General features: G+C 67.2%; 23 protein-coding genes. 10 read left to right on the top strand and 13 right to left on the bottom strand.

What is annotated here, in order from left to right; translation table 11 throughout:
- Positions 1-65: 65 nt before the first annotated feature.
- Genes AC1DRO_RS12080 through AC1DRO_RS12065 form a run of 4 tightly spaced genes read left to right on the top strand, consistent with a single transcriptional unit; the run spans position 66 to position 1,689 of the window.
- Positions 66-758 carry a GntR family transcriptional regulator gene (locus tag AC1DRO_RS12080; protein ID WP_230007789.1) on the top strand — a complete coding sequence of 231 codons (693 nt, stop codon included), beginning with the start codon at positions 66-68 and terminating at the stop codon, positions 756-758.
- 54 nt (positions 759-812) lie between these two features.
- Complete coding sequence (locus AC1DRO_RS12075; RefSeq protein ID WP_476950978.1) at positions 813-1,094, top strand: LacI family DNA-binding transcriptional regulator; 282 nt, start codon at positions 813-815, stop codon at positions 1,092-1,094.
- Positions 1,091-1,327 (top strand): PfkB family carbohydrate kinase, encoded by a 237-nt coding sequence (locus AC1DRO_RS12070; RefSeq protein WP_476950977.1) that lies wholly within the window; start codon positions 1,091-1,093, stop codon positions 1,325-1,327. Before AC1DRO_RS12075 ends, AC1DRO_RS12070 begins: the two co-directional genes overlap by 4 nt.
- A complete protein-coding gene (locus AC1DRO_RS12065) occupies positions 1,324-1,689 on the top strand; it encodes a PfkB family carbohydrate kinase (protein ID WP_476950976.1) in 366 nt (121 codons plus the stop codon). The genes AC1DRO_RS12070 and AC1DRO_RS12065 overlap by 4 nt, the downstream gene beginning before the upstream one ends.
- Before the next feature lie 295 nt (positions 1,690-1,984).
- On the opposite strand, the gene mmsB is transcribed toward AC1DRO_RS12065, so the two are convergent.
- From mmsB to AC1DRO_RS12015, 10 genes are all read right to left on the bottom strand, one after another.
- A complete protein-coding gene (mmsB, locus tag AC1DRO_RS12060; RefSeq protein WP_028278178.1) occupies positions 1,985-3,274 on the bottom strand; it encodes a multiple monosaccharide ABC transporter permease in 1,290 nt (429 codons plus the stop codon).
- 5 nt (positions 3,275-3,279) lie between these two features.
- On the bottom strand, positions 3,280-4,809 hold the full coding sequence (gene mmsA, locus AC1DRO_RS12055; protein WP_476950975.1) for a multiple monosaccharide ABC transporter ATP-binding protein: 1,530 nt from the start codon (positions 4,807-4,809) through the stop codon (positions 3,280-3,282).
- Between the two features lie 107 nt (positions 4,810-4,916).
- Positions 4,917-6,041 carry a multiple monosaccharide ABC transporter substrate-binding protein gene (chvE, locus tag AC1DRO_RS12050; RefSeq protein ID WP_368859392.1) on the bottom strand — a complete coding sequence of 375 codons (1,125 nt, stop codon included), beginning with the start codon at positions 6,039-6,041 and terminating at the stop codon, positions 4,917-4,919.
- Positions 6,042-6,284: 243 nt separating this feature from the next.
- A complete protein-coding gene (locus AC1DRO_RS12045; protein ID WP_476950974.1) occupies positions 6,285-7,187 on the bottom strand; it encodes an aldose 1-epimerase family protein in 903 nt (300 codons plus the stop codon).
- A complete protein-coding gene (araA, locus tag AC1DRO_RS12040) occupies positions 7,184-8,704 on the bottom strand; it encodes an L-arabinose isomerase (RefSeq protein WP_243178197.1) in 1,521 nt (506 codons plus the stop codon). Before araA ends, AC1DRO_RS12045 begins: the two co-directional genes overlap by 4 nt.
- A gap of 55 nt (positions 8,705-8,759) precedes the next feature.
- Positions 8,760-9,440, bottom strand: a complete 681-nt coding sequence (locus tag AC1DRO_RS12035; RefSeq protein ID WP_476950973.1) for an L-ribulose-5-phosphate 4-epimerase — start codon at positions 9,438-9,440, stop codon at positions 8,760-8,762.
- Positions 9,437-11,209: a ribulokinase gene (gene araB / locus AC1DRO_RS12030; RefSeq protein WP_476950972.1), complete on the bottom strand. Its 1,773-nt coding sequence runs from the start codon at positions 11,207-11,209 to the stop codon at positions 9,437-9,439. Before araB ends, AC1DRO_RS12035 begins: the two co-directional genes overlap by 4 nt.
- 109 nt (positions 11,210-11,318) lie before the next feature.
- On the bottom strand, positions 11,319-12,341 hold the full coding sequence (locus AC1DRO_RS12025) for a LacI family DNA-binding transcriptional regulator (RefSeq protein ID WP_476950971.1): 1,023 nt from the start codon (positions 12,339-12,341) through the stop codon (positions 11,319-11,321).
- 195 nt (positions 12,342-12,536) lie between these two features.
- On the bottom strand, positions 12,537-13,631 hold the full coding sequence (locus AC1DRO_RS12020) for a LacI family DNA-binding transcriptional regulator (protein ID WP_476950970.1): 1,095 nt from the start codon (positions 13,629-13,631) through the stop codon (positions 12,537-12,539).
- Between the two features lies 1 nt (position 13,632).
- Positions 13,633-14,883 (bottom strand): Gfo/Idh/MocA family protein, encoded by a 1,251-nt coding sequence (locus AC1DRO_RS12015; RefSeq protein ID WP_476950969.1) that lies wholly within the window; start codon positions 14,881-14,883, stop codon positions 13,633-13,635.
- A gap of 171 nt (positions 14,884-15,054) precedes the next feature.
- Here AC1DRO_RS12015 and AC1DRO_RS12010 point away from each other — a divergent pair, with 171 nt between their 5' ends.
- The 6 genes from AC1DRO_RS12010 to galK all read left to right on the top strand — a co-directional run bounded on the left by AC1DRO_RS12010 (position 15,055) and on the right by galK (position 23,033).
- Positions 15,055-16,011: a carbohydrate ABC transporter permease gene (locus AC1DRO_RS12010; RefSeq protein WP_476950968.1), complete on the top strand. Its 957-nt coding sequence runs from the start codon at positions 15,055-15,057 to the stop codon at positions 16,009-16,011.
- A 12-nt stretch (positions 16,012-16,023) separates the two neighbouring features.
- Positions 16,024-16,956, top strand: a complete 933-nt coding sequence (locus AC1DRO_RS12005; protein ID WP_476950967.1) for a carbohydrate ABC transporter permease — start codon at positions 16,024-16,026, stop codon at positions 16,954-16,956.
- An 86-nt stretch (positions 16,957-17,042) separates the two neighbouring features.
- On the top strand, positions 17,043-18,386 hold the full coding sequence (locus AC1DRO_RS12000; protein WP_476950966.1) for an ABC transporter substrate-binding protein: 1,344 nt from the start codon (positions 17,043-17,045) through the stop codon (positions 18,384-18,386).
- Between the two features lie 109 nt (positions 18,387-18,495).
- Positions 18,496-20,661, top strand: a complete 2,166-nt coding sequence (locus tag AC1DRO_RS11995) for an alpha-galactosidase (RefSeq protein ID WP_476950965.1) — start codon at positions 18,496-18,498, stop codon at positions 20,659-20,661.
- Positions 20,662-20,727: 66 nt separating this feature from the next.
- Positions 20,728-21,864, top strand: coding sequence for a galactose-1-phosphate uridylyltransferase (galT, locus tag AC1DRO_RS11990; RefSeq protein ID WP_476942765.1), 1,137 nt, complete (start codon positions 20,728-20,730; stop codon positions 21,862-21,864).
- Entirely contained in the window at positions 21,861-23,033 is a 1,173-nt protein-coding gene (gene galK / locus AC1DRO_RS11985) for a galactokinase (RefSeq protein WP_476950964.1), read from the top strand. The genes galT and galK overlap by 4 nt, the downstream gene beginning before the upstream one ends.
- A 68-nt stretch (positions 23,034-23,101) precedes the next feature.
- Here the strand turns inward: galK and AC1DRO_RS11980 are convergent, their stop codons facing one another.
- The 3 genes from AC1DRO_RS11980 to AC1DRO_RS11970 form a co-directional block, all read right to left on the bottom strand.
- A complete protein-coding gene (locus AC1DRO_RS11980; RefSeq protein ID WP_476950963.1) occupies positions 23,102-23,818 on the bottom strand; it encodes an urease accessory protein UreD in 717 nt (238 codons plus the stop codon).
- 269 nt (positions 23,819-24,087) lie between these two features.
- Positions 24,088-24,705, bottom strand: coding sequence for an urease accessory protein UreG (gene ureG, locus AC1DRO_RS11975; RefSeq protein WP_476950962.1), 618 nt, complete (start codon positions 24,703-24,705; stop codon positions 24,088-24,090).
- Positions 24,706-24,739: 34 nt separating this feature from the next.
- Positions 24,740-25,405, bottom strand: a complete 666-nt coding sequence (locus AC1DRO_RS11970) for an urease accessory protein UreF (protein ID WP_476950961.1) — start codon at positions 25,403-25,405, stop codon at positions 24,740-24,742.
- Positions 25,406-25,407: the final 2 nt, after the last annotated feature.

The raw sequence follows: 25,407 nt of genomic DNA, 5'->3' as shown, positions 1-25,407 counted from the left end.
CAATTTCACGGATTGTTCAACAATCCGACGATTCAACATTGGGACAATCGTGTAGATTCGGCACTATGACCACTCCCGATGCAGCTGCCGGCTCCGCCCTCGGCGCAGCTGCGGCGCGGCTGCGCGTGGCCGTCCCCTCCGTGGCGGACCGGGTGGCGGCCGAGCTGCGCCTGCAACTGGCGGAGGGCCTGCTCCTGCCGGGAGCCCGGCTCACGGAGTCGACCATCGCCGAAGACCTGGGCGTCTCCCGCAACACGGTCCGCGAGGCCTTCGCCGAACTGGCGGCCGAGCGCCTGGTGGTCCGGCACCCCAACCGCGGCGTCTTCGTGGCCAGACTCGAGGCCGGCGACATCCACGACGTCTACACCGTGCGCCGCGCCATTGAAGTCAGTGCGATCCGCGGCGGCGGGAGCCCGGAGCGCGTGGCCGCGGTCCGCGCTGCCGTTGAAGAGGGCAAGGCCGCCGCCGCCGCCAATGACGAGGAGGGCCTGGGCAGCGCCAACCAGCATTTCCATGGCGCGATCGTGGCCCTGGCAGGCAGCCGGCGGCTGGACACGATCATGTCCCAGGTGCTGGCCGAGATGCGGCTGTTCTTCCACAAGGCCACCGTGGACGCGCACTTCTACCGGGGCTACCTGCCGGACAACGAGGAAATCTGCACCGCCCTGGAAGCCGGAGACCTGGACCAAGCCGGCGCGCTGCTGCTGGCCTATTTGAACCGGTCCGAGGAGCGCCAGGCCGCCGTCCACGGCGAGTGAACGATTCCATGGAATCGATTCCATGATTTGGTTTGAGCGCGAGAGGCGGCAGCAGTGACGGGACCATCCATCACCATCAAGGACGTGGCGGCACTGGCCGGCGCCTCCCCCGCCACGGCGTCCAGGGTGCTCTCCGGAAACCCGGCAACCTCCGCCGAGTCCCGCCAGAGGGTGGCCGCCGCCGTCACCCAGCTGGACTTCCACCCCAACGCCCAGGCGCGCGCGCTCCGTTCCACCGGGACCAACGTCATCGTGACGGCAGCGCCCCTAAATTCCGCCCCTATGTATTGCGGCTTGGGGCACCGTCCCGCACCACCGAAGGAGCAGGTCCAATGAGCACGGTTTTTGTGGTCGGAAGCCTCAATATCGACCAGAACATCCGCGTCAGCACCCTGCCCCGGGCAGGCGAAACCGTCCGGGGCTCGGACGCAACGTACAGCCCCGGGGGCAAGGGCGGCAACCAGGCCGTCGCGGCCGCCCGGGCCGGCGCCGCAGTGACGTCCTCAACGCCGCCCCGGCCCCCCGGCAGATCGAGGCGCTGCTCGACGACGTCGACCTCCTGGTGGTGAACGAACAGGAAATCCAGGTTCTCGCCGGCCTCACCGGCCTGGCCGGAATCCAAGGAAACCACCGGGACCTGGTCACGTCGCTCCCGCCCGTCCTGGGCCCCGCCATCGTGTGCACCGCCGGCGCGGAAGGATCCTTCACCGTCGTTGACGGCAGTCCCGTGCACGTGCCTGCGACGAAAGTGGACGCCAGGGACACCACCGGAGCCGGCGACACGTTCGTGGGCTACCTCGCCGCATCCCTCGCCGGCAGCGACCGCGAGCTGCCTGCGGCAATGCTCCACGCCACCCGGGCCTCCGCTGTCGCCGTGACGCGCCCCGGCGCTATGGAATCGATTCCATGGCGCGATGAAGTACCGGCATAGCTGCCAAACCCCGCACCACCCCGCCTGAACGTCCCGCACTCAGTCCCGCACGAAGGAGACCCATGAAAATCGCACTCGGCAACGACCACGCCGGCTGAACACCCGCGAAACCTGGGGGCCAAGGAAAAGGCTGAAGTCGACGCCATCATCGCCGGCGAACCGGCCGCCGCCGCGGAGGACCAGACGGCGCCATCGGCGGCCCGGTAGCGGCCCAGCAAAGACCCGCAATAAACGTCCGACCGGGGCCGGCCTCTTGGAGGCCGGCCCCGGTCGCAGCAGCCTGGAGTATTCCGTGCTACTTTCCGGCCGCTACCGGGACCGGATGCTCTGCCGCCGGCTTCCCGGCGTCGACATCAGCCGCGGGCGGGGTTTTCAGCTTGAGACGCTCGATGATCGAGATCCCACCGCCCTTGCCGCTGCGGTTCTTATTGAAGATGTCGAAGCCGACGGCGAGGAGCAGCACCAGGCCCTTGATGAGCTGCTGGTAGTCGGTGCCGAGGCCCAGGATCGACATGCCGTTGTTGAGGACACCCATGATGAGACCGCCGATCATGGCCCCTGCCACGGTTCCGATGCCGCCTGTGACTGCGGCGCCGCCGATGAACGCCGCTGCGATGGCGTCCAGTTCGAAGCCCGTGCCGCCGGCCGGCTGGGCGGAGTTGAGCCGGGCGGTGAACACGAGGCCGGCCAGTGCGGCAAGGACGCCCATGTTCACGAACAGCCGGAAGGTGACCACCTTGGTTTTGATGCCGGACAGCTCAGCCGCGTGCAGGTTGCCGCCGAGTGCGTAGGTGTGCCGGCCGAAGACGCTGTTGTTCATCAGGGCCGTGTAGACGATCACCAGGACCGCCAGCACGATCAGGACGATCGGGGTGCCCCGGTAGCTGGCGAGCAGGAAGGTGATGGTCAGCATGAGCAGGGCAATGAACGCGGTCTTGGTGGCGAACCAGGCCATCGGTTCGTTCTCGAGTTCGAACTTCTTGCGGATCCGGCGTTCCTTGACCGCCTGGATCACCAGCGCCAGGGTGGCGCCGACGCCAAGGATGACCGTCAGCCACTCCAGCACCGACGTGCCGCCGGAAATGTCCGGCAGGAAGCCGCCGCCCAGCGCCCGCAGTTCGCCGGGGAACGGCGTGATCTGCTGGTTTTTGAGAACGATCAGTGTCAGGCCGCGGAAAATCAGCATCCCGGCGAGGGTGACGATGAAGGCGGGAATGCCGACGTACGCGATCCAGTAGCCCTGCCAGGCACCCACCAGCGCGCCGATCAGCAGGCAGGCCGGAATAGCAAGCCACCACTCCCAGCCCCAGTGCACGATCATGACACCGGCACAGGCGCCGATGAAGCCGGCGACCGAACCGACGGACAGGTCGATGTGGCCGGCGATGATCACCATCACCATGCCGATGGCCAGGATCAGGATATAGCTGTTCTGGACCACCAGGTTGGTGACGTTCTGCGGCTCCAGCAGGATCCCGTCCGTCAGGATCTGGAACAGCAGGACGATCAGGATCAGGGCGACAAAGATGCCAACCTGGCGGAGGCGGCTTGTCAGGAAGCCCAGGGATTCTCGGAGGGCGGACATGTTCGCTATTCCTTCTCTTTGGTCATGTAGTGCATGAGGGTTTCCTGTGATGCTTCGGCGATCGGGACCTCGCCGGTGATGTGCCCGGCAGACAGGGTGTAGATCCTGTCGCAGATGCCCAGCAGTTCGGGAAGTTCGGAGGAGATCACAATGACCGCCTTTCCTTCCGCGGCCAGCTTCGCGATGATCGTGTAGATCTCAAACTTCGCGCCGACGTCGATGCCGCGGGTGGGTTCGTCGAGGATCAGCACGTCCGGATCGGAGTACATCCACTTGCTCAGCACCACTTTCTGCTGGTTGCCGCCCGACAACTTGCCCGTGACGGCGGCAACCGAGGGGGCCTTGATATTCATGCTCTTCCGGTAGTCGTTGGCCACCACGGTTTCCTGGTTCTTGTCCACCCAGCCGCCCTTGACCAGCTTGCGCAGCGCCGCCATGGATACGTTCCGCTTGATGTCCTCGATGAGGTTCAAACCGTAGAGCTTGCGGTCCTCAGTGGCGTAGGCGATGCCGTGCTTGATGGCGTCGGAGACGGTGGAAGTGTTGATTTCCGTGCCGTGTTTGAACACCTTCCCCGAGGTGGCGGTGCCGTAGCTCCGTCCAAAGACGCTCATGGCCAGCTCCGTCCTGCCGGCACCCATCAGTCCCGCCAGCCCCACCACTTCCCCCTTGCGGACGTTGAGGCTGGCGTTGTTGACCACCACCCGGCTGTAGTCCTGCGGGTGCCGGACGGACCAGTCCTCGATCCGCAGGACTTCCTCGCCAATCTGTGGTTCCCGGTCCGGATACAGGCTTTCCAGGTCCCGGCCCACCATTCCGCGGATAATGCGTTCCTGGGTGATCTCGCCGTCGCCCAGGCGGAGCGTCTCGATCGTCTTGCCGTCGCGGATGATGGTGACGGCGTCCGCAACCTTGCGGATTTCGTTGAGCTTGTGGCTGATGATGATGCTGGTGACACCCTGGCCCTTCAGGTGCAGGATCAAGTCCAGCAGGTGGCTCGAGTCCTCGTCGTTGAGGGCCGCCGTCGGTTCATCGAGGATAAGGAGCTTGACCTCCTTCGAGAGCGCCTTGGCGATTTCCACGAGCTGCTGCTTGCCCACGCTGATGTGCTGGACGGGGGTGACCGGGTTTTCGCTCAGGCCCACCCGGGCCAGGAGTTTCGCGGCCTCCAGGTTGGTCTTGCGCCAGTTCACCCAGCCGCGCTTGGCCTGTTCATTGCCGAGGTAGATGTTCTCGGCGATGGACAGGTAAGGGCTCAGTGCCAGCTCCTGGTGGATGATCACGATTCCGCGCTTCTCGCTGTCGCTGATGCTGGAGAAGTTGCAGGGTTCGTTTTCGAAGAGGATGTCGCCGTCGAAGGAGCTGTGCGGGTAGACGCCGGACAGGACCTTCATCAGGGTGGATTTCCCGGCGCCGTTTTCACCGCAGATGGCGTGGACTTCGCCGCGGTTCACCTGCAGGGTGACGTCCTGGAGGGCCTTCACGCCCGGGAAGGTCTTGGTGATTCCTCGCATTTGAAGAATGGGTGTGTTCATCGCCAATTCTCACTGACTGGTAGTACCTGAGACGTCCTGCGGCTGCAGGGGTCTACGGGAAGGGTGGCGGCCCGGACTCGACGGCGGCCCGCCACCCTTCGACGTGGCTACTTGACGTCGGCCGCCGTGTAGTAACCGGAGTCGATGAGCTCCTTCTTGTAGTTCTCATTCGTGATGATGACGGACTTGAGCAGGTACGCAGGGACGACCTTGACCTTGTTGTTGTAGGTCTTCGTGTCGTTGACCTCGGGTTCCTGACCCTTCAGGAGGCCGTCGACCATCTTCACAGCCTGGGCTCCCAGCTGGCGGGTGTCCTTGAAGATCGTGGAGTACTGTTCGCCGGCGGTGATGGACTTCACCGAACCCTTTTCGGCGTCCTGGCCGGTGACGATCGGCAGGCTTCCCTTGGCGTAGCCGCCGGTGCTCGTCAGGGCCGAGATGATGCCGATGGAGAGGCCGTCATACGGGGAGAGGACGCCATTGAGCTTGGTGCCGGAACTGTAGGCGGCCGTGAGGATGTCCTCCATGCGCTTCTGGGCCACGGGGGCCTGCCAGCGCAGGATGGCAGCCTGCTCAAACTTGGTCTGGCCGCTGGGCACCTTCAGGGTTCCGGCGTCCAGGTACGGCTTGAGGGTGTCCATGGCGCCGGTCCAGAAGAAGTTGGCGTTGTTGTCATCCGGGCTGCCGGCGAAGAGCTCCACATTGAACGGGCCCTTGCCTTCGACCTTTTTGCCGCTGGCGTCAACAAGGCCCAGGCCGGTCAGCAACGACGTGGCCTGCTGGACGCCCACCGTGTAGTTGTCGAAGGTGGTGTAGAAGTCGACGTTCGGCGTGCCGTTGATGAGCCGGTCGTACGCGATGACCTTGACGTTCTGTTCCTTCGCCTTGGCGAGGACATCGGTCAGCGTGGTGCCGTCGATGGCTGCGACGATGAGGGCTTTGGCACCCTTGGTGAGCATGTTCTCGATCTGGGACACCTGGGTGGGGATGTCATCATTGGCGTACTGCAGGTCGGCTTTGTAGCCGAGCTTCGTCAAGGATTCCGAGACGTTCTTGCCGTCGGCGATCCACCGCTCCGAGGTCTGCGTCGGCATCGAGATCCCGACGAGGGAACCGGCGGCGTCGGCGCTGGCGGCCGGGGCGGCCGTGCCGGGCCGGCTGCCGCAGCCTGTGGCCCCTACGGTCACAGCGAGGACAACCGCGACGGCGCCCAGGAGTTTCCTGATCTTCACAATTTTCTCCTTCCGCGGACCATAGTCCGCGAAGTTGCTCCTGATCGCAGTCCTGCACGTCATCGTGCCCCTGCGGGGCGGTAACAGCGGGAGGATTGCGGAGGTCTGAATGGAACGGGGGTTCAGCCGTCAAGGGAACTGCGGCTGATTGTTATCGCTAACAATATGGTCAAAGATAGCTTCTTGAAACATGTGAGTCAACGCACATTCGGCGCCAATCTCCTTCGGACCGCCACCGGACCCTCACGCGGCGAAGATGCGCCAGGCCGCGCGGTGCGAGTCTCCGGGTTCGAGCCGCACGAGGTCCGTGCCGGTGTTGAAGGCATCCGGCGGGCACGTCATGGGTTCCACGGCGAGTCCGAGCCGGCTGGGCAGCGGCGGTTCAGCATCCCCGGTGTAGAGCTGCAGCCAGGTGCAGCTGCGGTCCCAGGCCATGCCGACGCCGGTCCCGGCCGGGTCCCGGACCACGAGGTGTGCCTGCCCGTCGCCGTCGAACACCATGTCGGTGAAGGCATGGTCTATCTTGGTGGATCCGATGACGCGGGCCGCGCGGAAGTCATATCCGTGTCCTTCAACGGATCGGGTGGCGATCGGCAGCAGCCGGTCCGGCGTGACCTCGAGGAACGTCCGTGCCGGCACCTCGAGGCGCCATTGGTCCAGCGGCGCCGGCCCGGCCAGCAGATACGGGTGGGGACAGACCCCGTAGGGCGCGGACCGCTGCCCCACATTGGCTGCTGTGACGTCAGTGTGCAGGCCCCCGCTGGCCAGCCGGTAGCTGGCGGTGATCGACAACGCGAAGGGGTAGCCCGGCACCGGCCCGATGGCGCAGGAGAACTCCACGGCGGAATCCGTCCGGGACTCCAGCCTCCACTCCAGCTCCGGGGTGAAGCCGTGCAGGGCGCATTGCCGGTCGGGTTCGTTGACCGGGAGCTCGTAGTCCGCACCGCCAAAGGTGTACGTCCCGTCGGGAATCCGGTTCGGCCAGGGTGCCACGATGACGCCGCGGAAGTCCGGGTTGGGCCCGCCGGCCGGGAACGGGACGATCAGGTCCCGCCCGCGGAACTGCAGCGTCCGCACCGCTGCACCGCGGGCGGCGACGACGGCGGTGTACTCCCCGTGCCGGAGCCCGTATTCGTCCCCGGTCACAGACCGCCGGCCAGCTTGTAGTAGGCGGCGTTCCAGGCGAGTTCCTTCTTGAAGCCCCTGATGGTGGTGCCGTCGTCAATGGTCAACAGCTCGGTTTGGGCGATCTCGGCGAAGTCCTCGAAGACGTCCATGCCGACGGCGGTGGAAAGCACAGTGTGGTGGGCGGCTCCGGCGGTCAGCCAGGCAGCAGCGGAAGTGGCGAAGTCCGGCTTGGGCGACCAGAGGGCACGGGCCACCGGCAGGTTGGGCAGCGGCTGTTCAAGGTCCACGACGTCGACGGCGTTGGCCACGAGGCGGAAGCGGTCGCGCATGTCGGACAGCGCCACCACGACGCCGGGGCCGGCATCGGTGTCGAAGACCATGCGGACGGGATCTTCCTTGCCGCCGATGCCCAGCGGGTGGATTTCCACGCGCGGCTTGGCGGCGGTCAGGGACGGGCAGACCTCCAGCATGTGCGCGCCCAGGATTTTCTCCTGGCCCGGGACGAGGTGGTAGGTGTAGTCCTCCATGAGCGAGGCGCCGCCGGGGAGCCCGGCGCCCATGACTTTGGCTGCCCGGACCAGGATGGCAGTCTTCCAGTCACCCTCGGCGCCGAAGCCGTAACCGTCGGCCATGAGGCGCTGGACGGCCATGCCCGGCAGCTGGCGCAGTGCGCCGAGGTCTTCGAAGGACGTGGTGAAGGCGGCCGAGCCGTTGGCCTCCAGGAAGCTGCGGAGCCCAAGCTCGATCCGGGCGCTGTAGCGCAGCGACTCGTGGCGCGGGCCGCCGGTGCGGAGTTCGGGGGCCACGTCGTAGAGCCGCTCGTATTCGGCGACGAGGGAGTCGACGTCGGACTCTGCCGCGCCGTGCACGGCGTCGGCGAGTTCATTGACGGACCAAGTGTTGACCGAGACGCCGAAGCGCAACTCTGCCTCGGTTTTGTCCCCTTCGGTGACGGCGACATTGCGCATGTTGTCGCCGAAACGGGTCAGCTTGAGGGTCCGGACGGCCGCCCAACCCGCCGAGGCGCGCTGCCAGGATCCGACCTGGCGGGACACCTCGGGGTTGGACACGTGGCCGACGACGGTTTTGCGCGGGATGCCGAGGCGGGACTGGATGTAGCCGAACTCGCGGTCGCCGTGCGCGGCCTGGTTCAGGTTCATGAAGTCGAAGTCGATGTCCGCCCACGGCAGTTCGACGTTGGCCTGGGTGTGCAAGTGCAGGAGCGGCTTCCGGAGCAGGTCCAGGCCCTGGATCCACATCTTGGCCGGGGAGAAGGTGTGCATCCACGCGGTCACGCCGATCACGGCGTCGTCCGAGTTGGCATCCAGGGCGGTGCGGCGGATGGCGTCCGAGTCCGTGAGCACGGGCTTCCAGACGATTTTCACCGGGACGTCGGCGGAGGCGTTCAGCGCGTCAGCGATGTCTTGGGACTGGGCGGCGACCTGCTTGAGGACGTCCTCGCCATAGAGGTGCTGGCTGCCGGTAAGGAACCAGACCTCGTACTGCTCAAGGGACGTGTTGTTGGCGTTGGACATGTTTTCTCCTGCGGATGGTTTGGGGGCGACGCGGCTTCGGGGCCTGGTTGTGGGCCTAGCGGCCGTAGACGTTCTGGTAGCGGGCGTAAAGCGAGTCGATCTGGGCCGGGTCGATCGGCAGCGGTTCACCGAGTTGCCGGGAAATATGGACGGTCCGTGCCACTTCCTCGCACATGACGGCGGCTTTGACCGCCGAGCGGGCATCCTTGCCCACGGTGAAGGGCCCGTGGTTCTGCATCAGCACGGCCGGCGAGCTGGACTGGGCCAGGGTGTCCACGATGCCGCGGCCGATCGAGTCGTCCCCGATCAGCGCGAACGGGCCCACCGGGATCGTCCCGCCGAACTCGTCACCCATCATGGTCAGCACGCAGGGGATCTCCTCTCCGCGCGCGGCCCAGGCCGTGGCGTAGGTCGAATGCGTGTGCACCACGCCGCCGACCTCCGGCATGTGCCGGTAAACGTAGGCGTGCGCCGCGGTGTCCGAGGACGGTGACAGCGCGGGGTTGCTCCACTCGCCCTCCGCGGGCGTGCCGTAGAGGTCCGTGACAACCATGCTCCCGGGCGTGAGGTCCGCGTAGGAGACTCCGGACGGCTTGATGACCATCAGGTCATGGCCGGGGACGCGGGCGGAGACGTTGCCGGCCGTCCACACCACCAGTTCGTAGCGCGTGAGTTCGGCGTGCAGTTCGCAGACCTCGCGGCGGACCTCCGCGATGCTTTCCAGCAGGTTGCTCATGCGGACACTTCCTCTGCGACCGGGTCGGCGGGGACGGCGGGGACGGCGTTCTGCTGCGGAGCGCCCGTAGCGGCGGCAAACGAGGGCCTGGCCGCACGCTGGATCGCCTTGAGGCGGTGCATCACGCTGTTGCTGCCGCGGCCGAAATAGTCGTGCAGCGTCCGGTACTCCTGGAAGAGTTTTTCGTAGGCGGCAACATTTTCCGGAATGGGAATATAGATGCTGCCGGGCTCCGATCCCATGGCAACCGCAGCGGCACGGATATCCGCGTATTCACCTGCGGCCACGGCGGCGTGGATGGCCGACCCCAGGGCGGGCCCCTGGGTTGAGCCGATGGTGGAGAGCGGCAAGCCGGTGATATCCGCGTAGATCTGCATGAGCAGCTTGTTCTTCAGCAGGCCGCCGGCCACGATGAATTCCCTGACCGGCACTCCCGAGTCGCGGAAGGCGTCCACGATGGTGCGCGTGCCGAAGGCCGTGGCTTCCAGCAAGGCCCGGTAGGTGTCTTCGGGCCTGGTGGCGAGGGTCTGGCCCACCACTACGCCGGAGAGTTCGTGGTCCACCAGCACGGAACGGTTGCCGGAGTGCCAGTCCAGGGCAATGAGGCCGTGTTCGCCGATGGCTTGGCGGGAGGCCAGTTCCGTGAGGTATTCGTGGATGCCCAGGCCTGCCGCTTCCGCTGCCTGGTGGTACTCGGGCGGGACGCCGTTGTTCGTGAACCAGCCGAAGATGTCCCCCACTCCGCTTTGGCCAGCTTCGTAGCCCCAAAGCCCGTCGACGATTCCGGCGTCCACCACGCCGCACATGCCCGGGACTTCCCGCAGTTCGGCACCGTTCATAACGTGGCAGGTGGAGGTTCCCATGATGGCCACCAGCTGCCCGGGCTCAACTGCCTTCGCTGCGGGCGCCGTGACGTGGGCGTCCACGTTGCCCACTGCGACGGCGATGCCTTCCGGCAGTCCGGTCCAGGCGGCGGCCTCGGCCGTCAGATAGCCGGCTGCATCGCCGAGCCGGCCGATGGTGTGCGCCAGCTTGGCGCTGACGAAATCCTTGAAGTCCGGGTTCAGGGCGGACAGGAATTCCTTGGATGGGTAGCGGCCGTCCTGGTAGATCCCTTTGTAGCCGGCCGTGCAGGCGTTGCGGACGTAGTTACCGCACAGCTGCCAGACGATCCAGTCAGCCGCTTCCACCCAGCGGTCCATCGCGGCGTAGCTTTCCGGGTCCTCCTCCAGCAACTGCAGACCCTTGGCGAACTCCCATTCGGAGGAGATGAGTCCGCCGTAGCGCGGCAGCCAGTTTTCGCCGAGTTCCGCAGCCAGGGCGTTGATGCGGTCCGCCTGCGGCTGGGCGGCATGGTGGCGCCACAGCTTCACGTAGGCGTGCGGGCGGTTGGCGAATCCGGGAAGCTCGTTCAGCGGTGTGCCGTCGCCCTTGACGGGTACCATGGTGCAGGCCGTGAAGTCGGTGGCGATGCCCACCACGGCGGCCGGGTCGATCCCGGCGTCGGCGACGGCCGCGGGCACAGCCCGGCGGAGCACGTCGCGGTAGTCGTTGGGCACCTGCAGGGCCCATTCGCCCGGAAGCCGGATGCCGGCGACGCCAGCCGTGTCTTTCGGAAGCTCGCCGGTGACCACGGCATGCGGGTATTCAAAGACCCCGCTGCCCAGTTCCTTGCCGTCCCGGACCCGGACGACGACGGCCCGCCCGGAAAGCGTGCCGTAGTCCACGCCGATGACAAAGTTTTCGGTTCCGTCCACTGAGAAGTCCATCAAATCCTCCAATAGGTTCCGCAACATTGCGAACCCCCCTATTGTTAGCGCTAACAAACATGCTGTCAAGAAGCCTGGCACGTATTGCCGGAACGGAGGGCTTCGGCCCTTAGGAGAGACGGGGACGGGGTGCGGTGCTGGCGCGCACCACGAGCGCAGGTTTGACCACCAGGGCACCGCTGGCGGCATCGCCCTCGACCTGGGCGCGTATCAGGTCCATGCAGCGCTTTCCGAGTTCCTCGAAGTCCTGTCGCACGGTGGTCAGCGGCGGCATGAAGTAGGCGGATTCGGGCTGGTCGTCAAAGCCAACCACGGAGACGTCTTCCGGAACCCGGATGCCCTTCTCGCCAAACGCCCGCAGCAGCCCGAGCGCCATCTGGTCGTTGCTGACGAACACTGCGGTGGCGCTGCGCTGTTCTGCCAGCTGCTGCCCGATCCGGTACCCGCTGTCCGCACTCCAGTCCCCCTCGACCAGAAGCTCGTCGGAGAGGCCGGCTTCCGCCAACTCCTCGCGCCACCCGTCAACCCGGGCTTTGCCGTCCACCCAGTCGAGCGGTCCGGAGACATGGCCGATCCGCTCGTGGCCAAGGCTGATCAGATGGGCGACGGCCAGCCGCGCGCCGAGCTTCTGGTCGACCATCGCGCCGCTCAACCGCCCTGCTCCGGCTCCGCCGACGACGATCACCGGGAGATCCAGGTTCAGGTCCTCGAGCACCTGAAGTGTCCCGTCGTGCGGCACGATCACAATCAATCCGTCCGCGCCCTGGTCCGTCAGGTGCCGCACCGCATCGCAAATGGCCTTCGCCGCGGCCCCCTTGATCGCGGCAATGCTCACGAAATACCCTGCTTCCCTGGCGGCTTGCTGGACCCCCAGCAGGGTATTCGCCGGGCCGTATTGCCCGAGCTCGGAGGCGAGGACACCGATGGTCTGGGTGCGCCGGGTCACCAGGCTCCGGGCGGCCGTGTTGCGCCGGTAGCCGAGTTCGGCAATCGCCGCCTCGACCCGGGACTTTGTTCCCGTGCTGACATTCGGGTGGTTGTTGATCACGCGTGAGACGGTCTGGTGGGAAACCTTGGCCAGCGCTGCGACGTCTTCGAGCCGCGGCTGCCGCCGGTCATTGTTGTTCCCCATGCGAGGCCCCTTTCGCTCCGATGCCGTCCACCGGCTTGAATCAAATTGTGAAATCAAACGATAGGAGAGCACTGGGCGCCCGTTGGTCGCCCGTCCCCCGGCTCCTGTTAGCGCTAACGATAGTCCATTTGGACCCTGGTGTGACGCCCGCAGGGAACGACGCCGGGAACCGCAACGACGTGCGCGGCGGGGAGCTTACGTGGCCGGCTCGGCCGCTACCGGCGCGGCGGGCCCGGGCTCGGCCGCTACCGGCAGGGCGGGTACCGGGGCACAGCCGCAGGACGCGCGCAGGACCAGGTCCACGGGGAAGATCCTGTTCCGGGTGGGAGACACGCCGTCAAAGCCAATAAGCGCTTCGACGGCGGCCTCGGCCATGGCCTGGACGGGCTGCGCGACCGTGCTCAACGGCGGCCAGCTGAACTCCGCCTCAGCCGAGCCGTCGAAGGAGAAGACCGCCAGGTCCTCGGGGACCCGAAGCCCGGCCTCGGACACGGCGCGCAGCAGGCCGACGGCCTGCAGGTCGGAACTGACGAACACGGCGGTGGGTCGGTCCGCGGCCGCAAGCAGCCGCTGCCCGGCCCGGTAGCCGCCCTGCCGGTCGAAGTCACAGCGCAGGATGGGTCCTTCCGGGAGGCCGGCCTCCGCGAGCCCCTGCTGCCACCCGACCTCGCGGGCATCGAGATCATTGCCGGCGTTCATGCCCATGACCAGTGCGATGTTGCGGTGGCCGTGGCCCACCAGGTGCTCGACGGCACGCCGGGAGCCTTCCAGCAGCTCCACGCCGACCGAGTTGAAGCCCGGCACCTCGGTGCTGTGGTTGAGCAGCACGGCGGGGATCTCCGAATGCTCCAGCTCGGTCAGGTCGGGTTCGAACAGCACGCTGGAGAGGAAGACCCCGTCAACGCGGCGGCTCGCGAGGTTCCTGACCTGGCGGCGCTCATTGGCCGCCGATCCGCCCGAGTTCGCCAGCAGCAGGGCATAGCCGCGCGCCGCCGCGGCTTCCTCCACGGCACGGGCCAAAGTGGCGAAGAAGGGGTTGGTGGTGTCCGGGACCACCATGCCGAGCATCTCGCTGGAGCCAAGTTTCAGTGCCCTCGCCGCGGCGTTGGGACGGTACCCCAGGGCGCTGATGGCCTCGCGGACTTTCGCAGCAGTCACCGGGGAGACCCGCTTGGGGCCGCCGTTCACCACATAGCTGACGACGGCGGTGCTGACGCCCGCCAGCCTGGCCACGTCTTTTCGGGTGATCGTGGGCCTGGCGGAGGCGGGCGAGTGTGGCACAGTGACCATGCTACCGCCGGAGTTCCCCGGCAAAGCCTTCCTCATTGATTCCCTGCGCAGGCAGCCGGACGGGGGCGTCGCCGTGGTCCGGCACGGGCAACCGCTCCCCGCCGCGGAGGGCGGACTCGTGCGCCACGATCCCCGGCAGCGTGTAGCGGGCGGCTTCCCAGGCGTTGACGGGCGGGAGCGTTCCCGTGTCGACGGCCGTGGCGAAGTCGTCCACCAGGAAGTGGTGGCTGCCCTCGTGCCCGTTGTGAAGTCCGCGGAACTCGGCCGGAAGCCGGCCGGCGTCGTGCACGGCGGCCAGCCCGGAGCTGAAGGCGTCGCGCAGGGCCGGTGCGACGCCGGCCAGCGCCGGATCGTCCGCGGCGAGCGTGGCCCGGGTGGCCAGTTCGTCGCTGACATCGGTCACGGACTCCTTGTCCTGCCACACACTGACCAGGGCCAGCTGCTCGAAGCTGGCTTCGGTGCCGAAGAAACGGAAGCGGCTTTCGCGCAGGTGGGAGGGGTAGCCGACGCGGCGCATCTCATTGATGCGCATGGACCCGCCGGTTGAAAGCTCGAACAGCGCGGTGGCATTGGAGAAGTCGTTGCCGAACATGCTGACGTCCTTGTCGAACACACCGTCCCCGCGCTCGTCGGGGACGCCAATGCAGCTGACGCTGACGGCATGGCCGCCGATCGCGCCCAGCACCCCGCCGGTGGAGTGGGTCGGGTACAGCATGGGCGGGTAGCTGGCGGTGCTCTTCCAGTCCTCCCCGCCGCTGTACTGGTAGGCCTCGTAGAAGCCGAGATCCATGTCGTGGACATAGTCGCCCTCGGCGTAGAAGATGCGGCCAAAGGCGCCTTCAGCCTTGCGCTTGCGGGCATAGACGGTGGCGGGGTTGTAGTAGCTTGTCTCGCCCATCATGTAGGTCAGGCCCGTCTCCCGGACGGCCTCGATGATCCGGGCGATCTCGTCCTCGCTGATGGCCATCGGCACTGCCGAATACACATGCTTGCCCGCCCGGAGCGCCTGCAGCACCAGCGGGCCGTGCGTCCAGCGCTGGGTGAAGATCGCCACAGCGTCGAGGCCGCCGTCGAGCATGGCCTCAAAGCTGGGATAGGTCCCCGCCAGGCCGAGCCGCTTCCGGAGGGCCTCGGCCCGTTCCGGCAGGACGTCGGTGACATGGACTTCTGAAATCGCGGGATGGGCGTCGAAGAGTTTGGCGAAGGCGCCTGCGAACTGTCCGGCGCCGACGATGCCTAGTGAGAAAGTCATGCACGCAAGTTTCACACCAGTTTCTACTCGAGTCAATAGCAGACGATGAGCAGAAAGATTCCTCCCGGAAACATAAAAGAAACGCTTGCGCATAAGAAAGTTACTCGTGTAGATTCAAGCCTCAGTTGTAATCCACGTCACAGCATCCACGTAACTGCGGAGGAACCACCAATGACCACCACAACTGCCCGCGGAGCCGTTCCGGCCCGCAAGGCGCCCGGCACGGGAACGGGCAATGCTGCCCCCCGCGGCCGGCGCCGAACCCGCAGCGACCTGAGGGTCGCCCTTCTCTTCATCGCCCCGGCCTTGCTCGGCTTCGTTGCCTTCTACCTGGTGCCGAGCATCCGCGGCGTCTACCTCAGCTTCACCGAGTACAGCGTTTTGGGCGATCCCACCTGGATCGGCACCAAAAACTACACCGCGATCTTCGCGGACGATCTCTTCTGGAACGCCATGGCCGTGACGGTCCAGTACGTGGCACTGAACATCGGCTTCCAGACCGCCATCGCGCTCGGACTTGCCCTGCTGATGCACAACGTCGCCAAGTCCACGCTTATCCGCGGCGCCCTGCTGCTGCCCTTCCTGGTGGCGAACGTGATCGTCGCGCTGCTCTGGTTCTGGATGCTCGACTACCAGCTGGGCATCGTCAACGAGGTCATCAACTGGCTGGGCCTGCCGCGCATCGCCTTCTTCGGCAGCGAGCAATGGGCCATCCCCACCATCGCCGGCGTCAATGTCTGGCGGCACATGGGCTACACCGCCCTGCTGATCTTTGCCGGCCTGCAGTCCATCCCCAACCACGTGTACGAAGTCGCCTCGCTCGACGGCGCCTCCCCGACCCGGACCTTCTGGAGCATCACGATGCCGCTCCTGCGCCCGGTGCTGGTGTTGGTCCTGGTGGTCACCGTCATCGGCTCCTTCCAGGTCTTCGACACCGTGGCAGTGACCACGGGCGGCGGCCCGATCAATGCCTCCCGCGTCATCCAGATGTACATCTACCAGAAGGCCTTCGGTGAATCCGACTTCGGCTACGCCTCGGCCCTGTCCGTCATTCTCTTCGTCATTCTCGCTCTTGTGGCCTTCGTCCAGATGAAGTTCCTCAAGGGCAACGAATCGGATCTGGACTAAGGAACCCCAGCCATGACTACCCTCGCCCCTTCCCGCAAGAAGCCCGCCACCACCGCTCCCGCTCCCAGGAAGCCGGTCAACTGGCGCCGCGTCGGCGCCTGGACCCTCGTCGCCATTGCCGTCGCCGTGACGATCGCGCCATTCCTCTGGATGCTCCGCACCGCACTGTCCAGCAACGCCTCCCTGGCCTCGAACGCCAGCAACCTCCTGCCGGCCGATTTCAGCCTCGGCGCCTTCAAGCGGGTCCTGGGGCTGCAGAGCCCCGAGGAAGCAATCGCCGAGGGCGGCTCCGGCGCCGCCATCAACTTCTGGCTGTACCTGCGGAACTCCGTCATCTTCGCCACCGTCACCACCGCCGGGCAGGTCTTCTTCAGCGCGATGGCCGCCTACGCGTTCTCCCGGCTCCGCTGGCCGGGCCGGAACGTGGTGTTCGGCCTGTTCCTGGCCACCATGATGGTCCCGCCGATCTTCACCGCCCTGCCCAACTTCCTGATGATCAAGAACCTCGGCCTGCTCAATACCTTCGCCGGTCTGGCCCTGCCGTTCCTGTTCATGACCCCCTTCGCCATCTTCTTCCTGCGCCAGTTCTTCCTCTCCATGTCCCGCGAGGTGGAAGAGGCCGCCATGCTCGACGGCGCCAAGCACGTGCGGATCTTCTTCCAGATCGTGCTCCCGAACGCCGCTGCCCCCCTGGCCACCCTGGCGCTGCTGACCTTCATCGGCCAGTGGAACGAGTACTTCTGGCCGCTGCTGGTGGGCCAGGACGAAAGCGTCCGCGTCCTCACCGTGGGCCTGGGCGTCTTCAAGTCCCAGTCCCCGCAGGGCGCCCCCGACTGGTCCGGCCTGATGGCCGCCACCCTGATCGCGGCCCTGCCCGTCCTCCTGCTCTTCATCGCCTTCGGCAAGCGGGTGGTCAACTCCATCGGCTTCTCCGGCATCAAGTAACCCCGGCCCAACCCGCAGTGCCCTTCATACGCACCGCCCGTCAACAAACATTCCCCTCAAAGAAGCACTTCCATGAAAGGTCCACCATGAAGAAGACCCTCGGCGCCGTCGCTGCCGCTGCAGCCATCGCCATCTCCCTCTCCGCCTGCGGCGGGTCCGCCCCGGCCTCCACCGAGGCCAAGGGCGACATCAACTACTGGCTGTGGGACGCCAACCAGCTCCCGGCCTACCAGCAGTGCGCCGATGACTTCCACAAGGCCAACCCAGACATCAAGGTCAAGATCACCCAGCGCGGCTGGGATGACTACTGGACCACACTGACCAACGGCTTCGTCGCCGGCACCGCTCCCGACGTCTTCACCAACCACCTCTCGAAGTACCCCGAATACGCCGCGAAAAAGCAGCTGCTCTCCCTCGACGAGGCGGTGGCCAAGGACGGCATCAAGCTGGAGAGCTACACCAAGGGACTCGCCGAGCTCTGGGTGGGCCAGGACGGCAAGCGCTACGGACTGCCCAAGGACTGGGACACCGTGGGCCTCTTCTACAACACGGCCATGACGGACTCCGCCGGCCTTACCGCCGAGCAGATGGCCAACCTGGACTGGAACCCGCAGGACGGCGGCAGCTATGAGAAGGCAATCGCGCACCTGACCGTGGACAAAAACGGCGTGCGCGGCGACGAGGCAGGTTTCGACAAGAACAAGGTGGCCGTCTACGGACTCGGCCTGGCCGGCAGCGGCTCCGGGCAGGGCCAGACCGAGTGGAGCTTCCTCAGCGCCACCACCGGCTGGAGCGCCACGGACAAGAACCCCTGGGGCACCAAGTTCAACTACGACGACCCCAAGTTCCAGGAGACCATCGCCTGGTGGGCCGGACTGACCGAGAAGGGCTACATGCCCAAGCTCGAGACCACCGTCGGCGCCAGCCTGGCGGACAACTTCGGCGCCGGCAAGGCTGCCATCAACACCACGGGTGACTGGCTGATCGGCCAGTACAAGAGCTACAAGGGCGTGAAGACCGCGTTCGCCCCCACCCCGAAGGGCCCCGAAGGCAAACGCGCCAGCATGTTCAACGGCCTGGCCGATTCCGTCTGGGCCGGCACCAAGAACCCGGCAGCCTCGATCAAGTGGGTCGAATACCTCGCCTCCACCGCCTGCCAGGACGTCGTAGCCTCCAAGGGCGTCGTGTTCCCGGCTCTCACCAGCTCCTCCGACAAGGCAGCCGAAGCATTCAAGGCCAAGGGCACCGACGTCTCCGCCTTCACCACCCACGTCAAGGAAGGAACCACGTTCCTGTTCCCGATCGCGGATAAGGCAGCCAAGGTGGACGGCATCATGAAGCCGGCCATGGACGCCGTCCTCTCCGGCAAGAAGCCTGCCAGCTCCCTCACCGAAGCCAACAACCAGGTCAACGCCCTCTTCAACAAGTAAGCGTTCGAAGCCACAGCCGCCCGCCACGGCGGCGCCCGGTGCGCGGGATCCCCGAGCCGGAATCCCGCGCACCAGCACCTGACTTCCGCACTACCGAAAGCGAATCCCCATGCACCCCGTGCACCTGCGTTCTGCCGGCACCAGCGTCCTGCTGGCCTTCGACTCCGGCGAGGCCGAGATCGTCCACTGGGGCGCCGACCTCGGCGAACACCTCCCCGATCTGGCGATCCTCCGCGGGCCCGTCCCGCACTCCGCCCTCGACATCCCCGTCACCGCCGGACTGCTCCCGCAGGCCTCCTCCGGCTGGGCCGGGCGGCCGGGCCTGCGCGGGCACCGGAACGCCGACGGCGGCCCCGGCCTGGACTTCTCGCCGGCCCTGCGGGTGGTTGCCGCCCAGATGCAGGACGGCGGGCGCACGGTGGTGATCATCCACCGGGACTCCGAGGCCGGACTCGAGGTCAGTTCCGAACTCACCCTGCACCCCGGCGGCCTCCTGGAGTTGGCTCACACGCTGACCAACAGCGGCACGGCCGAATACCAGCTCGACGAACTCGCCACGGTGCTGCCGGTGCCGCGGGACGCCACAGAACTGCTCGATCTCACCGGCCGCTGGTGCCGCGAAAACCACCCGCAGCGGCACGCCGTCCAGCAGGGCACCTGGGTCCGCACCGGCCGGCACGGCCGGACCGGCCACGACTCGTCCCTGCTGGTGGCAGCCGGGACCGCCGGCTTCGCCAACCGCACAGGCCAGGTCTGGGCCACGCACCTGGGCTGGAGCGGCAACCACGAGCAGTACCTCGACAGCCTCGCGGACGGCCGGCGCATGCTCGGTGCCGCCGAGCTGCTCGGCTCCGCCGAAGTGGTGCTGCGCCCCGGCGGCAGCTACCGGACGCCGTCGCTCTATGCCGCTTACTCCGGCCGCGGCCTGGACGGCATCACCGAGGCCTTCTACCACTGGTTCCGTGCCCGGCCGCAGCATGTGGACACCACCTCCGGCCGGGTCCGCCCGGTGGTGCTGAACACCTGGGAGGCCGTCTACTTCGACCACAGCCTCGAGCCCCTGCTCGAACTCGCCGAAGCGGCCGCCGGGCTCGGCGTGGAACGCTTCGTCCTCGACGACGGCTGGTTCCGCGGCCGCCGCGACGATCACGCGGGCCTTGGCGACTGGTACGTCGACGAGGGCCTGTGGCCCGATGGCCTGACGCCGCTGATCGACGCGGTCACCGGCCACGGCATGGAATTCGGGCTCTGGGTCGAACCCGAAATGGTCAACCTGGACTCCGACGTCGCCCGCCAGCACCCGGACTGGATCGTGGGCCCGTCGCTGCTTTCCCACAAGGACGGCGGCCGGCTTCCGCACGCCTGGCGCCATCAGCACGTCCTGGACCTCGCCAACCCGGAGGCCTGGCAATACATCTACGGACGCCTCGATGCCCTGTTGCGCGAGAACAACATCGCCTACCTCAAATGGGACCAGAACCGCGACCTCACCGAGCACGGCCGCGGCGGCCGGCCGTCCGTCCACGAGCAGACGCTGGCCGCGTACCGTCTCTTCGACGCGCTCAAGGCAGCCCACCCGGACGTGGAGATTGAAAGCTGCTCCTCCGGCGGGGCCCGCGTGGACCTCGGCATCCTGCAGCGCACCGACCGGGTGTGGGCCTCGGACTGCAACGATGCCCTGGAGCGCCAGACAATCCAGCGCTGGACCCAGGCCGTCCTCCCACCCGAACTCGTCGGATCACATGTCGGCCCCACCACGAGCCACACCACGGCCCGCACCCACGACATCTCCTTCCGCGCCATCACCGCCCTCTTTGGCCATTTCGGCATGGAGTGGGACATCCGCGCAGCCACGGACGAGGAACGGGCCACGCTGCGCCGCGCCATCGCGCTCTACAAGCGCCACCGCGCACTGCTCCACTCCGGCAAGCGCGTCAACGCGGACACCGCCGAGCCCACCCTGAGCGTCCACGGTGTAGTTGCGCACGACGCCGGCGAGGCTCTGTTTGCTGCCGTGTCCCTGGCCTCCGCCCCGGCTGAGGTCCCCGGACTGGCCTCACTGCCGGGCCTTGACCCGAAGCGGAACTACCGCGTCCGGGCCGAACTGCCTACCCTTCTCGACGGTGACTACGCGCACACCTTCTCCCAGATCCGGCCGCCGGCCTGGCTGGACGACGGGGCCGTTGCCACCGGGGCCTTCCTGCAGCACGTCGGCCTGCCCCTGCCGGTCCTGAACCCGGAGCACGCCCTGCTCCTCCACGTCCAGGCCCTCTGACCGTCCGGTCCCGCCCCCTGCTTCCGGGCCGGGCACCGCACGTCCCCTCACTTTCGAAGGAACCCCATGACCAGCATCATCAGCCGCAGCGACGCCCCGGCGTCGGTGTCCGCGGTGACCAGTACGCGCCTCGCCGACGGGCGTGAACTCCTGTATTTCGACGATACTTCCCATCCCCTGCAGCGCCCGTCGAGGGACCGCCGCGACCTTCCCGAGCGTGGCCCGTCCGGGGAAATCCGGTACGACGCGCTGACCGGGGAATGGGTGGCGGTCGCCGCGCACCGGCAACACAGGACGCATCTTCCGCCGGCGGACGAGTGCCCGCTGTGCCCGAGCACCGACGCGCGGCCCTCGGAGATCCCGGCGGATTACGACGTCGCCGTGTTTGAAAACCGCTTCCCCTCGCTCGGTCCGGATCTCGCCGCCGCCCCGGCAGCGCCGGGCTGGGGTACCCGCGGGACCGCCGGCGGCCGGTGCGAGGTCGTAGCCTTCACGCCCGAGCACACCGGGACGTTCGCCGCACTCAGCACCCGGCGGGTGCGCACCGTGATCGACGCCTGGGCACACCGCACCGAGGCCCTGAGCGTGCTGCCCGGCGTCGCGCAGGTGTTCTGTTTCGAGAACCGCGGCCAGGACATCGGCGTGACACTGCACCATCCGCACGGCCAGATCTACGCCTACCCCTACGTCACACCGAGGAGCGCGGTGATGGCCGCGGCCGCCCGGCAGTTCCATGAGGCGGCGGGCGGGACGGCCACCCTGACCGGGGCGATTTTAGCGAGTGAACGTGCCGACGGCGCCCGGATGGTGCTCGAGGGCGAATTCTTCAGCGCCTACGTGCCCTTCGCGGCACGCTGGCCGCTGGAAATCCATCTGGTCCCGCACCGCCAGGTTCCGGACCTCGCCGCGCTGACCGGCGCCGAGCGTGATGAGCTCGCCGTCCTCTATCCGGACCTGCTGGGCCGCCTCGACAGGCTCTACGGCAGCCCGACGCCGTATATCAGCGCCTGGCACCAGGCCCCCCTTGACCCGGTGCTGCGCCGGTCCGGGTACCTGCACCTGCAGCTCACCTCCCCCCGGCGGGCCGCAGACAAACTCAAGTTCCTGGCCGGCTCCGAGGCCGCCATGGGCGCCTTCATCAACGACACCACTCCCGAAGAGGTCGCGGCCCGGCTCCGGGACGCCAGGACAGGAACGGCATGACCACCACCGACACCGCAGGAACGGCCCTGGCGGACACGCTGACCCGCGCCTTCGCCGGCCACTTCGGCCATGACGCCGACGGCGTGTGGCAGGCGCCGGGACGGGTCAACCTGATCGGCGAGCACACGGACTACAACGACGGCCTTGTCCTGCCGTTCGCCATCAACCGCTCCACCACCGTGGCCGTGTCGGCCCGGGCGGACCGCATGGTGCGGCTGGCCTCGGCGTTCGCGGCCGCCGACCCGGTCGAATTCGATCTCGATACCTTCGCCCCGGACCAGGCGGCCGGCTGGTCCGCGTACCCGGCCGGCGTGGCCTGGGAGCTGGAAAGGGCCGGCATCACGGTGCCGGGCTTTGACCTGTACGTGACCTCCGATGTCCCGGTCGGCGCCGGGCTGTCCTCCTCCGCCGCCCTGGAATGTGCCGTCGCGTTGGCCCTGTCCGACCTCACCGGAGCGGGCCTGGGCCGAGCCGAACTGGCGGACATCGGGCGGCGGGCCGAAAACAACGTCGTCGGCGCCCCCACCGGGATCATGGACCAGTCCGCGTCGATGCTCGGCACCCGGGATTGCGCCGTCTACCTGGACTGCCGCGACCTCAGCTCGCACCCGGTGCCGCTCGGCCTGGCGGAGTCCGGGCTTCTCTGCCTCGTGATCGACACCAAGGTCTCGCACGCCCATGCCACCGGCGGGTACGCCGAACGCCGGGCCTCCTGCGTCCGGGGCGCCCGGGTCCTGGGCGTCGGCGCCCTCCGCGACCTCGACGCCGCCGATCTGCCGCGGGCCGAGCGCATCCTCGACGACGTGACGTTCCGCCGCGTCCGGCACATCGTCACCGAGAACGAACGGGTCGCCCGGACCGCGGAACTGCTCACGACCCATGGGCCGCTGGCAATCGGAGACCTGCTGGACGCCAGCCACCGCTCCATGCGGGACGACTTCGAAATCTCCTGCCCGGAACTGAACCTGGCCGTTGACACCGCGCGCGCCAACGGGGCCATCGGGGCCCGGATGACCGGCGGCGGGTTCGGCGGCTCCGCCATCGCCCTGGTTCCAGTGGACGACGCCGATCAGGTCCGGTCCGCGGTCCTGGCCGGCTTCGCCGTCCGGGGGCTGCAGGCACCCGATGTCTTCGCTGTCCTGCCGGCAGAGGGAGCGCGCCGGCTGTGATCAGGCCGCCGGCCGGGTGGTCAGCGGCCGAAGCCGGGGCTGCGCGGCCCTCTGCTGGGTCCCGGCCATCAGTACTTCCTCAGATCCAGCGGGTCCTGGCCGTACCAGCGCTTGCGAACCAGGGCGGTGGCGGCTCCCAGAACACGCCGCAGTTCCTCCGTGCTGTTCGAGAGCGACCTCAGCACCAGCCCGGCCGTTCCCAGCACGGCGGTGGTGAGCGAGATGCCGGTATGGGCGCCGAGCCCGGCCGTGATCTCGTGGAGTTCGTCGGCAAGGGCTTGGTCCACCCGCGGGTCCACCACGATCAGCGACCCCAGATGGCTGAAGCCCTCCATGAACGCCAGGCCCGTCACATCGTCCAGGGGCGGCCGGATGAGCACGTTGTCCAGGGCCAGCAGCCCGCCCGCCTCCCCGACGGACGCCTCCGACTCGACCCGGATCTCGGTCCGCAACCGCAGCTCCTCGTACCGGAACGAGGCCCCGTCCGGCGACCACCCCGGGGTCACAATTTCGGCCATGATGAGGCTCGACGACGGCCGCACCGTCACGTGCGTATTCTGCCGGTAGCTGGCCTCCCGGTAGGCGATCACCTGATCCGGGGCGAGCTCCAGCCGAGCTCCCTCCCCGAGCCGCATCCGCATCCGCTGTTCGGCAAAGGATCCCGGAGTCCGGTAGATCTTGGTGGCCGACTGCGTGGCGAGCAGCAGCTTTGCCCCATCGGCCACCTCCACGTCAATCACGTACAGGTCAGCCCCCAGATACGCCCCGCCAGGATTGACGAGCACATAACAAACCTGCCCGCTGCCATCCAAGTAATGCGGCCGCAAAACCCTCAAAGCCCCCCGATGGAACTGGTGCGTGGCGACAGAACGTCGCCCACGCTCGGCCACCACGAGTTCGAGCTGACCCATCGGTTCCCGGGCGCTCTGGTTGGCTCCAGCGGCTTCGCCGGATTTGGGGCCGTGCCCGCTTCGCGGTGCCCGCCACGCCGCGGCCCCAAAATCCGGCCTCGCCGCCTCAGCGGTTAGCTCGCCGGGACTGACCCCGGGAGCACTCACGGCGCCAGGTCGAGCATCAGGACGTCCTGCCGCACCCAGTCGATGACGCGGTCCAGCCCTTCGTCGGTCTTGAGGTTCGTGAAGCAGAACGGCTTCTCGCCCCGGAATTCCTTGGAGTCCCGCTCCATGACGGCCAGATCCGCTCCCACGTGGGGGGCGAGGTCGGTCTTGTTGATGATGAACAGATCGGACTTGATCATGCCCTGGCCGGCCTTGCGCGGGATCTTCTCACCCTGGGCCACGTCGATGATGTAGATGGAAAAGTCCACCAGTTCGGGGCTGAACGTGGCGGAGAGATTGTCGCCGCCGGATTCCACAAAGATCACCTGCAGGTCAGGGTGCCGCTGCTTCAGTTCCTCGATGGCGGCGGTATTCATGGACGTGTCTTCGCGGATGGCGGTGTGCGGGCAGCCGCCGGTTTCGACGCCGATGATCCGGTCGACAGGCAGGATCCCGTTCGCGGCGAGAATCTTGGCGTCCTCGATGGTGTAGATGTCGTTGGTGATGGCCGCCATGGAGATCTCCCGGCTCATGTGACGGGTGAGCCGCTCCACGAGCTGGGTCTTGCCGGCGCCCACCGGGCCGCCGATGCCGATCTTGACGGGCTCAGACATATTCTTCTCCAGACATATTTCATGTGTAGCTCGGTTAACTCATGAACATGCGGGCGCGCTGGCGTTCGTGCCGCATTTGCGAAATTTCCAGCCCGGGGCTGACGGCCCCAAAGTCATCAGGCGTGAGGTGACTGACCCGCTCGATAGCGGCGGCGACGCCGTCGGCCGCCTTCCGCAGGATCCGCTGGCCGGCGTTCTGCCCCAGCGGGATCGCCCGGACGGCGTTCTGCGTCAACGACGTCGCCGCGGCGAACAGGTAAGCGGCGAGGGCCTCGGGGAGCGGTACGTTCAGGGACCGTGCGACGACGGCGAACGCCAGCGGCTGGTGCCCGGCGGCACGGCCGGAACCCACCAGCTCCCGGTACTCCGCCAGCTCTGCGGACGGAAAGATCTCGGCGCCGATCTCCAGCAGACGTCCGCCCATCTTGGTACTGGCCTCGCGCAACTGCCGGGGCAACAACTGGGCGGTCAACAACGCATCCAGTTCGGCAACCGGAACGTCCTCATAGAGGAACCGGATTGCCAGGGCGTCCGAGTACGTCAGCTGCTGCGAAATGAACGCCGCCAGCCACACCCCAAAGGACTCCTCATCGTGCACCAGCCCGCGCTCCACATACGTCTCAAACCCCAGCGAGTGAGCAAACGCCCCGGTAGGCAAAGCGGAATCCGTCAACTGCTGCAACGCCAACTGGTAATGCATCA

The organism is Arthrobacter sp. P4_F11, from assembly GCF_056401395.1.
This window is presented reverse-complemented; position numbering and strand designations above follow the sequence as displayed.

Excerpts from the sequence above, each read along its gene's own strand:
- AC1DRO_RS11995 (WP_476950965.1), top strand. The coding sequence starts at position 18,496 with ATGCACCCCGTGCACCTGCGTTCTGCCGGCACCAGCGTCCTGCTGGCC.
- AC1DRO_RS12000 (WP_476950966.1), top strand. The coding sequence starts at position 17,043 with ATGAAGAAGACCCTCGGCGCCGTCGCTGCCGCTGCAGCCATCGCCATC.
- AC1DRO_RS12020 (WP_476950970.1), bottom strand. The coding sequence starts at position 13,631 with ATGGTCACTGTGCCACACTCGCCCGCCTCCGCCAGGCCCACGATCACC.
- AC1DRO_RS12010 (WP_476950968.1), top strand. The coding sequence starts at position 15,055 with ATGACCACCACAACTGCCCGCGGAGCCGTTCCGGCCCGCAAGGCGCCC.
- galT (WP_476942765.1), top strand. The coding sequence starts at position 20,728 with ATGACCAGCATCATCAGCCGCAGCGACGCCCCGGCGTCGGTGTCCGCG.
- mmsB (WP_028278178.1), bottom strand. The coding sequence starts at position 3,274 with ATGTCCGCCCTCCGAGAATCCCTGGGCTTCCTGACAAGCCGCCTCCGC.
- AC1DRO_RS11970 (WP_476950961.1), bottom strand. The coding sequence starts at position 25,405 with ATGCATTACCAGTTGGCGTTGCAGCAGTTGACGGATTCCGCTTTGCCT.
- AC1DRO_RS12025 (WP_476950971.1), bottom strand. The coding sequence starts at position 12,341 with ATGGGGAACAACAATGACCGGCGGCAGCCGCGGCTCGAAGACGTCGCA.
- AC1DRO_RS12035 (WP_476950973.1), bottom strand. The coding sequence starts at position 9,440 with ATGAGCAACCTGCTGGAAAGCATCGCGGAGGTCCGCCGCGAGGTCTGC.
- araA (WP_243178197.1), bottom strand. The coding sequence starts at position 8,704 with ATGTCCAACGCCAACAACACGTCCCTTGAGCAGTACGAGGTCTGGTTC.
- mmsA (WP_476950975.1), bottom strand. The coding sequence starts at position 4,809 with ATGAACACACCCATTCTTCAAATGCGAGGAATCACCAAGACCTTCCCG.
- AC1DRO_RS12005 (WP_476950967.1), top strand. The coding sequence starts at position 16,024 with ATGACTACCCTCGCCCCTTCCCGCAAGAAGCCCGCCACCACCGCTCCC.
- galK (WP_476950964.1), top strand. The coding sequence starts at position 21,861 with ATGACCACCACCGACACCGCAGGAACGGCCCTGGCGGACACGCTGACC.
- ureG (WP_476950962.1), bottom strand. The coding sequence starts at position 24,705 with ATGTCTGAGCCCGTCAAGATCGGCATCGGCGGCCCGGTGGGCGCCGGC.
- AC1DRO_RS12015 (WP_476950969.1), bottom strand. The coding sequence starts at position 14,883 with ATGACTTTCTCACTAGGCATCGTCGGCGCCGGACAGTTCGCAGGCGCC.
- AC1DRO_RS12070 (WP_476950977.1), top strand. The coding sequence starts at position 1,091 with ATGAGCACGGTTTTTGTGGTCGGAAGCCTCAATATCGACCAGAACATC.
- AC1DRO_RS12080 (WP_230007789.1), top strand. The coding sequence starts at position 66 with ATGACCACTCCCGATGCAGCTGCCGGCTCCGCCCTCGGCGCAGCTGCG.
- araB (WP_476950972.1), bottom strand. The coding sequence starts at position 11,209 with ATGGACTTCTCAGTGGACGGAACCGAAAACTTTGTCATCGGCGTGGAC.